The 8,984-nt window shown below is 63.0% G+C and carries 6 protein-coding genes, 1 tRNA gene and 2 rRNA genes (1 of these 9 only partly in view); 4 read left to right on the top strand and 5 right to left on the bottom strand.

Features of this window, described 5'->3' with window-relative positions; translation table 11 throughout:
- The 3 genes from FJ934_RS16050 to FJ934_RS16060 form a co-directional block, all read left to right on the top strand.
- Positions 1 to 854 (top strand): 23S ribosomal RNA (locus tag FJ934_RS16050); it begins 1,958 nt to the left of the window's first position.
- A gap of 275 nt (positions 855 to 1,129) precedes the next feature.
- Positions 1,130 to 1,244: ribosomal RNA gene (gene rrf / locus FJ934_RS16055) — 5S ribosomal RNA — on the top strand.
- Positions 1,245 to 1,480: 236 nt separating this feature from the next.
- Positions 1,481 to 1,557, top strand: a tRNA-Met gene (locus FJ934_RS16060).
- Between the two features lie 467 nt (positions 1,558 to 2,024).
- On the opposite strand, the gene FJ934_RS16065 is transcribed toward FJ934_RS16060, so the two are convergent.
- The 5 genes from FJ934_RS16065 to FJ934_RS16085 all read right to left on the bottom strand — a co-directional run bounded on the left by FJ934_RS16065 (position 2,025) and on the right by FJ934_RS16085 (position 7,388).
- Positions 2,025 to 2,801: an ATP-binding cassette domain-containing protein gene (locus tag FJ934_RS16065; RefSeq protein ID WP_140610573.1), complete on the bottom strand. Its 777-nt coding sequence runs from the start codon at positions 2,799 to 2,801 to the stop codon at positions 2,025 to 2,027.
- Positions 2,798 to 3,817, bottom strand: coding sequence for an ABC transporter ATP-binding protein (locus FJ934_RS16070; protein WP_181165640.1), 1,020 nt, complete (start codon positions 3,815 to 3,817; stop codon positions 2,798 to 2,800). The genes FJ934_RS16065 and FJ934_RS16070 overlap by 4 nt, the downstream gene beginning before the upstream one ends.
- On the bottom strand, positions 3,814 to 4,644 hold the full coding sequence (locus FJ934_RS16075) for an ABC transporter permease (protein WP_140610574.1): 831 nt from the start codon (positions 4,642 to 4,644) through the stop codon (positions 3,814 to 3,816). Before FJ934_RS16075 ends, FJ934_RS16070 begins: the two co-directional genes overlap by 4 nt.
- Positions 4,641 to 5,627, bottom strand: a complete 987-nt coding sequence (locus tag FJ934_RS16080; protein WP_140610575.1) for an ABC transporter permease — start codon at positions 5,625 to 5,627, stop codon at positions 4,641 to 4,643. The genes FJ934_RS16075 and FJ934_RS16080 overlap by 4 nt, the downstream gene beginning before the upstream one ends.
- Before the next feature lie 150 nt (positions 5,628 to 5,777).
- Positions 5,778 to 7,388 carry an ABC transporter substrate-binding protein gene (locus tag FJ934_RS16085; RefSeq protein WP_140610576.1) on the bottom strand — a complete coding sequence of 537 codons (1,611 nt, stop codon included), beginning with the start codon at positions 7,386 to 7,388 and terminating at the stop codon, positions 5,778 to 5,780.
- 373 nt (positions 7,389 to 7,761) lie between these two features.
- On the opposite strand from FJ934_RS16085, the gene FJ934_RS16090 reads away from it, so the two are divergent.
- On the top strand, positions 7,762 to 8,952 hold the full coding sequence (locus tag FJ934_RS16090) for a Xaa-Pro peptidase family protein (RefSeq protein WP_140610577.1): 1,191 nt from the start codon (positions 7,762 to 7,764) through the stop codon (positions 8,950 to 8,952).
- Positions 8,953 to 8,984 lie beyond the last annotated feature (32 nt).

Here is an 8,984-nt window from a genome sequence, read left to right on the forward strand (position 1 = left end):
ATGCGGGGTTCCTGCGGTTAGACGGAAAGACCCCGTGCACCTTTACTATAGCTTTACATTGGCATTCGTAGTGGCATGTGTAGGATAGGTGGTAGGCTTTGAAACCTGGGCGCCAGCTCAGGTGGAGCCACCCTTGAAATACCACCCTTATCACTATGGATGTCTAACCGCGGCCCGTTATCCGGGTCCGGGACAATGTATGGTGGGTAGTTTGACTGGGGCGGTCGCCTCCTAAAGAGTAACGGAGGCGCGCGATGGTGGGCTCAGAACGGTCGGAAATCGTTCGCTGAGTGCAATGGCATAAGCCTGCCTGACTGCGAGACTGACAAGTCGAGCAGAGACGAAAGTCGGTCATAGTGATCCGGTGGTCCCGCGTGGAAGGGCCATCGCTCAACGGATAAAAGGTACGCCGGGGATAACAGGCTGATGACCCCCAAGAGTCCATATCGACGGGGTTGTTTGGCACCTCGATGTCGACTCATCGCATCCTGGGGCTGGAGCAGGTCCCAAGGGTATGGCTGTTCGCCATTTAAAGCGGTACGTGAGTTGGGTTCAGAACGTCGTGAGACAGTTCGGTCCCTATCTGCCGTGGGTGTAGGAATATTGAAAGGATCTGTCCCTAGTACGAGAGGACCGGGATGGACGGATCTCTGGTGGACCTGTTGTGGCGCCAGCCGCATAGCAGGGTAGCTATATCCGGACGGGATAACCGCTGAAGGCATCTAAGCGGGAAACCCACCTTAAAACGAGTATTCCCTGAGAACCGTGGAAGACGACCACGTTGATAGGCCGGGTGTGGAAGAGCGGCAACGCTTGAAGCTTACCGGTACTAATAGTTCGATCGGCTTGATCGTTCTCATTCCTTATGCCCATCTGACATAGTCAGATGGTCTCACCAGCGCTCACGCATGAGCGGCCCCTCTGGGGCCTATGCTCCGCGAGGGCGCCGGAAAACCGGCGACGCGCAGTCGCGCTTGCGGGCTTTGCCCGAAGCAACCTGCAAAAGCATCGCCTTGGCACGGAAAGACAGGCAACGGCACAGCCGGATGGCGAGCAGGTATCTCCTACTCACTATTCCCTGCTGCCTAATCCCCTAACCCAGCTTCTCGAATAACGTGCGTTTTGCCGACCTGGTGGTTATGGCGGAGCGGCTGCACCCGATCCCATTCCGAACTCGGCCGTGAAACGCTCCAGCGCTGATGGTACTTCGTCTCAAGACGCGGGAGAGTAGGTCGCTGCCAGGTCTGCTAAACGCACGTTTGATCCGCACATCGTGCTTTCCAAAAATCAAAAATGATTTTTGGATCAATGTGTGGAAATCTTCTCTGAACATGGCCCGCCAACGGGAAACCTCGGGCCGCTAACGCGGCCCTTTCCATTGGCAAAAACCAAAAAAGGCAGTTGCAAAGCGCAATCGCCAGGCAAACGCAATCGCCCAGGCGATCGCAGACTACGCAAGCAAACGCTTGCTCAGCGTTGACGCGGGGTGGAGCAGCCCGGTAGCTCGTCAGGCTCATAACCTGAAGGTCACAGGTTCAAATCCTGTCCCCGCAACCAAATCAAAAACGGCCCGCCAGGCACCCCCAGGCGGGCCGTTTTGCTTTGCTATGCCGATGTGGCCCCCGCAACCGGATCAACGCTGGCAATCGAACCCCCAAAGCCAAATCAAACAGCCCGCATGGCATGGCACCAAGCCGGCGGCCGGTTTGATCTGGGAGCCGATGATGGTCGCCAATGAGGGGAAAGCAGAACCGGAGCGCCTTGATGGGCAAGAGCCTTCCCAAATGTAAGCTTTCGCTAACAATCTCGTACGCGGCGACTTCACGCCGCTTCAATGCGGCGCGCCCCGTTTCTTCTCGGCCGCGGCCAGCAGGTTCAACGAAGGCGCGTACCTTGGCGGGCCGGAACCGGGCGGGCGGAAAGACGGCATGGATGCCGCCTGTCGAAGGTCCATTTGGCAAAGACCGGCACAGGACGCAGGCATGGGCGGCCGGGCTCTTGTCACATCCTGTTCGAAGACGGGATCATGGGTTACTTCTGTTCAATCTAGGCGCAGCGGCCACCAGCGCCCTGCCGATGGCCGATCGGGGTGCGTCAATGACGGCACGGGCATCGCCGCTCTCGGCAATCCGCCCGGCGTCGAGAAGGATGACACGGTGGGCGACCGCGCGGGCGACGCCGAGATCATGTGAAATGAAGAGATAGGCGATCTGGTCCTGGCGTTGCAGGTCGAGCAGAAGGTCGAGGATCTGGCCGCGCACCGAGACGTCGAGTGCCGACACCGCCTCGTCGAGCACGATCAGCGACGGCTTCGTAGCGATGGCCCGGGCGATGGCCACACGCTGTCGCTGGCCGCCGGAGATTTCGTGTATGGCGCGCGGCGCGAGATCGGCCGCCAGCCCGACGCGTTCGAGCAGGACGGCGATACGGCGCGGACGCTCGGCGCGCGACGCGATGCCATGGATGCGCAAGGGATCGTCGAGAACGCGCGCTACCGTGGCGCGCGGATTGAAGGCGGCCAGCGGATTCTGGAATACCATCTGCAGGCGGGCGCGGCGGGCGCGCAGGACCGCACCGCGCAAAGCCAGGAAATCGTCACCTTCGAATTCAATGCGCCCGGCGTCCGGCTCGATCAGGCGCAGCACGAGCCGTGCGATCGTCGATTTGCCGCTGCCGGAGGGGCCGGCCAGCGCCAGCGTTTCGCCCGGGCCGATGTGAAAGGAAACGTCGTCGACAGCGGCTATCGCCTTGCCGCCTCGTCGGTAGATCTTGGAGAGATTGGAGACCGCGAGCAGGCTCATGCGTGGAACTCGCTGCGATTCAACAGCGGGTCAGCATCGAGGCCGATATGAGCGTCGAGCAGGGCACGTGTGTAGGGTTCGGTCGGTGCATTCACAATCCGCGCCGTCGTGCCAAGCTCGATCAGTTTGCCGTGCCGAAACACGGCAATGCGCTCGGCGAGTTCGGCCGCCAGCGCGATGTCGTGACTGATGAACAGCAGCGTCATGCCGTCCTCCGCAACCAACCGGCGGATCAAGGCGACGATCTCGGCCTGCACGATGGTGTCGAGTGCGCTGGTCGCCTCGTCGGCGATCAGCAATCTCGGCCCGGCGGCGATCGCAGCCGCAATTGCCGCGCGTTGCTTCTGGCCGCCGGAGAGTTGATGCGGGAAGGATCGCAGGGCTGCGTCCGGATCGGGCAAGCGGACGCGTTCGAGCAGGGTTTTGGCTCTCGCATATGATGCCCGCCAGTCGAGGCCGAGATGTGTGTGCGCCACTTCGGCGATTTGTTTGCCGATGGTCATCACGGGATCGAGGCTGGCGGACGGATCCTGGAACACGAAGCCGATGTCGCGGCCGCCGAGGGGTGCCAGGCTTTGTTTGGACACAGACTTTTGCGCTCGGCGCTCTAGGAAGCCCCCCTCTGTCCTGTCGGACATCTCCCCCTCAAGGGGGGAGATCAGGCCCGCATGTCGACCTTCGCCAACTACGTCGGCAGCAAGGGGGGAACCGACAGTGGAACTGCTAATTTCCCCCCTTGAGGGGGAGATGTCCGGCAGGGCAGAGGGGGATGCCTTGGCACCAAAGGACGGCGATGATGGCAAGGACCACTCGATGAGGCCTCCAACCTTGGCGGTTGCCGGCAGCAATCCTGCAATCGCCAGCGCCAGCGTGCTTTTGCCGGAACCGCTCTCACCGAGGATCGCCAGACGTTCTCCTGCGGCGATCTCCAGGCTGATCCCCTTCAGCGCCGCCACCTCGGCACCTTCGCGTCGATAGCTAACCGCCAGGTCGCGGATCGAAGCCAGCGAGGTCAAGACAGGCCTTTCTTGACCGCTGTCGTCTCGACGATGCCTTCACCGGCGAGATAGACGCCAAGCACGGTCAGCACCAAGGCGATACCCGGAACGATCGACAGGAAGGGTGCGGTGCGCAGCACCGTGCGGCCTTCCGCGATCATGCCACCCCAGGTGACGCGGTTGGGGTCGCCAAGGCCAAGGAAGGACAAGGCCGCTTCGGTCAGGATCGCCGCGGCGACGATCACCGACGACATCGCCAATACCGGCGGCAAGGCATTGGGCAGCACCTCACGAAAGGCGATTTCCAGGGGATGCATGCCGATGACGCGAGCGCCGGCGACATAATCGCGTTCACGGATGGAGAGGACTTCCGCACGCGCGACACGCGCCGGTCCGGTCCAGGTGCCGAGCGCGATGGCAATTACGACGATGCCGAGCGACGGTCCGACGACGCTGACGAAAGCCAGTGCCAGCAGGAAGCTGGGCACGGTCTGGAAAGCATCGGTGACGCGCATCAGCACCTCGTCGAGGAGGCCGCCGGCAAAGCCGGCCAGCGTGCCGACCACGGCGCCGATCGCGAGTGCCGCCGCCGCTGCCGCCAGGCCGACAGCCAGCGAAGTGCGGGCGCCATGGAAGAGCTCGGCCAGCACGTCACGGCCGAGCCGGTCGGTGCCGAGCGGCAGCGACCAGTCCTGGAAGGGCGGCAGCAGCGCCGGGCCGGCGATGGCTTGCGGGTCGCCGGGAAACAGCAGCGAGGCGGACAGCGCCATCGCGGCCAGTGCGCCCAGAAGAATGGCGCCGGCGATTGCCTCAGGCGTGCGCAGGAAACGGCGGAGCGGGTTCATGCGCCGGCCTCTCCGGCGCCGACGCGCGGATCGAGCAAGGCGTAGGCGATGTCGACGAGGAGGTTGATGACGATGACAAGGACGGCGCTGGTGAGGATGATGCCGAGCAGCAATGGCGTGTCGCGCGCCGCGACGGCTTCCTGCGCCAGCCGGCCGAGGCCCGGAACGGAAAAGACGCTTTCGATGACGACGCTGCCGCCAAGCATCTGCGCCGACTGCAGGCCGAGCATGGTGACCAGCGGCAGCAATGCGTTGCGGGCGACGTGGGCGAGCACGATGCGGCGGCGCGAAAGGCCCCTGGCGCGGGCGGCCAGCACGAAGTCCTGCCGCCAGGCTTCCGCCATGCCGGCGCGCATCATGCGCAGATAGAGGGCGAGGTAAATGAAGCCGAGTGCTGAGACCGGCAGCACCAAGTGGATGGCGATGTCGGCGACGCGGTCGAGGCCGGTCCTGTCCGAAGCCAGGGTCTCGATGCCGCCGATCGGCAGCCAGCGCAGGTCGACGGCAAAGATCACGATCAGCACCAGGCCGAGCCAGAAACCCGGCACGGCATACAGCGCCAGCGAGCCGATCGACAGGAAGCGGTCGCGGAAGCTGCCTGGCCGTGCGCCGGCATAGATGCCGAGGGTGGAACCCAGCCCGAAGGAAAGCGCGGTGGCGCTGACCATCAGCAGCAGCGTGTTGGGCAAGCGCTCGAGGATCACGTCGCGGATCGGCCTGGAGAACGTCACCGACTGGCCGAGATCGAGATGCAGCAGCGCCCAGAGATAGTTGGCGAGCCGCGTCACCTCGGATTGGTCGAGACCCCAGCGGTGGCGCAGCAGCTCGATCATGCCGGCATCGCCGCCGGTGGAGACGATGTAGGCATCGACCGCATCGCCGGGGGCGGCTTCGAGAAGCAGGAAGGTGCCGATGATGACGATCAACAGCACGAAGATGCTGCCGACGAGGCGACGGCGGAGGAGGATGAGGGCGCGGGTCATGTGCGCCCCCAAGGTGTGGCGATACGCTGGTCAGGATTGCGCCTAGGCACCCCCCTCTGTCCGGCCGGACAGAGGGGGGTGTGAAGAAACCCGGCCGTAGGCCATGTCTCAACACGGATTTCTTCGCGAACTTTCATCCGCGCAAATCTGTCACGATTCCAAATATGTGTCCGCCCAGTTCGAAACCGCCCAGCGTGGATTGTTGGCGATGTTGCCGACCTTGTCACTCGCGACGCTGATGAAGCTCCATTCGGCGACGTTGATCAACGGCAGGTCGGCGGCGACCTCCTTCTGGAACTGCTTATAGAGGTCGGTACGGGCTGATGTGTCGAGCGTCTCCGACGCTTTGGTGATCAGCGCGTCGAGGGCGTCGTTCTTGTAGCCGCCCTGGTTGGAGAATGGCACGCCGTCTGGAATGCCGCTCTGCACCAGTATGGTGGTCGAGATCGCGGGGTCGCCACGGAACACAGGCGGGCCGACGGCGAGGTCGAAGGCGTGGTCGGTGTAGACGGCCTTGATGTGCGCGGCGGAGTCGTTGTTGACCAGCTGCGCGTCAATGCCGATGGCGGCAAGCGCCTGACGCAGATAGTCGCCGAACTGTTTCGTCTCGTTGAAATAGGGCGCCGGCAGCAGCTTGAGCGAGAAGCGGTTGCTGTCGGCACCCCTTTTGTAGCCGGCCTCGTCGAGCAGCGCGTTGGCCTTGGCGACGTCGAATGGATAGGTCGGCACGTCGGCGGTGTAGAATTGCGGATCGTTCTTCGGCACCGGGCCGGTGGCGGTGGCGGCATAGCCGAGGAACACCGTCTTGACGACGAAATCCTTGTCGATGGCATGCGCGATTGCCCGGCGCACCTTGAGGTCGGCCAGTTCCTTGCGGCGATGGTTGATCTCGACCACGAGCTGATAAGTTAGACCTTCATAGCCCTTGGTGATGACCTTCAGACCCGGCACCTTCGAAATACGGTCGAGGTCTGCCAGCGGCACCGCCGAGAAGGCGGCGAGTTGGATTTCTTCGGCTTCCAGCGCGCTCGCTGCCGAGGTGCGGTCGGGCAACACCTGATAGATGATCTCGTCGAGATAGGGCTCGTCCTTGCCCCAGTAGTCGGTATTCCTGGTCAGGCGGTAGTACTGGCCGGCCTTGTATTCACCGAACTTGAACGGGCCGGTGCCGATCGGCGCGGTGTTGGCCGGGTTGTCCTCGATCTTGCCGACCTCGTAGATGTGCTTGGGCACGACGCTGCTCAGGGCCGGCAGCGCGTTGCGGATCAGCTGGAACGGCGTTGGCTTGGCGAACTTGAAGATTGCGGTCAGATCGTCGGGGGTGTCGACGGCGGCGAGGTCCTTGAACACCGTGCGGCCGAGATTCTGCAGCGGCTTCCAGATCTGCAGCGCCGAGAAGGCGACGTCGGCCGAGGTGAACGGCTTGCCGTCGTGCCATTTGACGCCTTCGCGCAGCTTGAAGGTCGCCGACAGCCCGTCGGCCGCACTTTCCCAACTCACGGCCAGGCGGGGGGCAAGCCCATCCTTGCCATCGAAGGAGGCTTCGGCCAGCGTTTCCACGATCTTGCTGGAAATGAAGAAGACGCCGTTGGAGGCGACGATCGCCGGGTTGAGGTTGCGTGGCTCGGAATCGGCGGCGAGCACCAGCCGGCCACCCTTCTTCGGCGTCTGTGCCCAGCCGAGCGACGGCATGGCCGTGGAGGCCAGCAGCATCGCCGAGCCGGCAAGCATCTTGCGTCTCGAAATCGTGAAATCCGACATGATTTAACTCCCTCCTCTGCGCGACCCGCGTGGCGCGACAAGTCCCCTCGGATGCCGGCAAGCGCATCGGTATCCTCGCGGCGGCGATTATGAGCCTTGCCGAGGGTTTCGCCAGAGACGGAATTGGCGCACCCTCGCTTGGCTTTGAAATTTTCGTCCGCTGGACCAGTTTCGTCGCGCGGGTGCATTTTTGCCTATCTGGCAGGACCAAATTGACAGGATAAAAGGCGAATGGCGACTTATCTATCCTCAATCCGGTCTGTTCGCGTATTCTGGATAGACCAGAGAAGACAAAATGGTGCAGATTTGGCCGCGCGCCATCGGATCGGGAGCGGAGCCGCGCCGATCACGGGCAATTCAGGGAGATAGAGAGATGAACGTTGCGCCGGGCAAGAATGCCGTCAGCACTGTCCCGTTCGACCAGGCGAGAGTCGACCGGCTGTTGGAGGAGGCCGGCATCGATGTGCTGCTCGCGACCTCCAAGCACAACACGCAGTATCTGCTCGGCGGCTACAAGTTCATCTTCTTCGCCGCCATGGATGCGATCGGCCACAGCCGCTATCTGCCCGTTGTCATCTACGAGAAGGGCGGACCGGAGCACGCGGCCTATATCGGCAATAAAATGGAAGGCGGCGAGCACCAGAACCATCCGTTCTGGACACCGACACTGCATGCCGCCTGCTGGGGCACGCTAGACGCCGCGAACCTTGCCGTCGAGCATTTGCAGAAGATCGGCAAGGCAGGTGCGCGCATCGGCATCGAGCCTGCCTTCCTGCCGTCCGACGCCTACACGCTGATCCGCAAGGCGCTGCCGGACGCCAGGCTTGTCGATGCGACCGACATGCTGGAGCGCATGCGCGCCATCAAGACCGATGCCGAGCTGGAGAAGCTGCGCATGGCCTCCGAACTGATCACCGATTCCATGCTGGCGACCATCGCCTGGGCACGCGAAGGCACGAGCAAGGCCGAGATCATCGAGCAACTGCGGCGCGAGGAGACCAATCGCGGCGCGCATTTCGAATATTGCCTGCTGACGCTGGGCTCCAGCCACAACCGCGCTTCATCAGGCCAGGCGTGGAAGAAGGGCGAGGTGCTGTCGATCGATTCCGGTGGCAATTATCACGGCTATATCGGCGACCTCTGCCGGATGGGCATTCTTGGCGAACCGGATGCCGAGCTCGAGGATCTCCTGGCCGAGGTCGAGATGGTGCAGCAGGCGGCGTTCTCGAAGGTCAAGGCGGGCACGCTGGGCGGCGACATGATTGCCCACGCGGAAGGCGTGCTAAAAGCCTCGAAGGTCGCGGCCTATACGGATTTCTTTGCCCACGGCATGGGCCTGATCACGCATGAGGCGCCGTTCCTGATGACCAACCATCCGGTGACCTATGAAGGCACCTACGCGGCCAAGCCGCTGGAGACGAACATGGTGCTGTCGGTTGAAACGACCATGCTCCACCCGACGCGCGGGTTCATCAAGCTGGAGGACACGCTTGCCGTAACCGCGACCGGATATGTGATGTTTGGGGATCGGGGCAGGGGGTGGAATAGAGGCGGGGTTCTGTAGGAGACGAACGCCGGCGCCGCCCCTCATTGTCC

Source organism: Mesorhizobium sp. B2-4-12, assembly GCF_006441575.1.
Classification (GTDB): Bacteria; Pseudomonadota; Alphaproteobacteria; order Rhizobiales; family Rhizobiaceae; genus Mesorhizobium.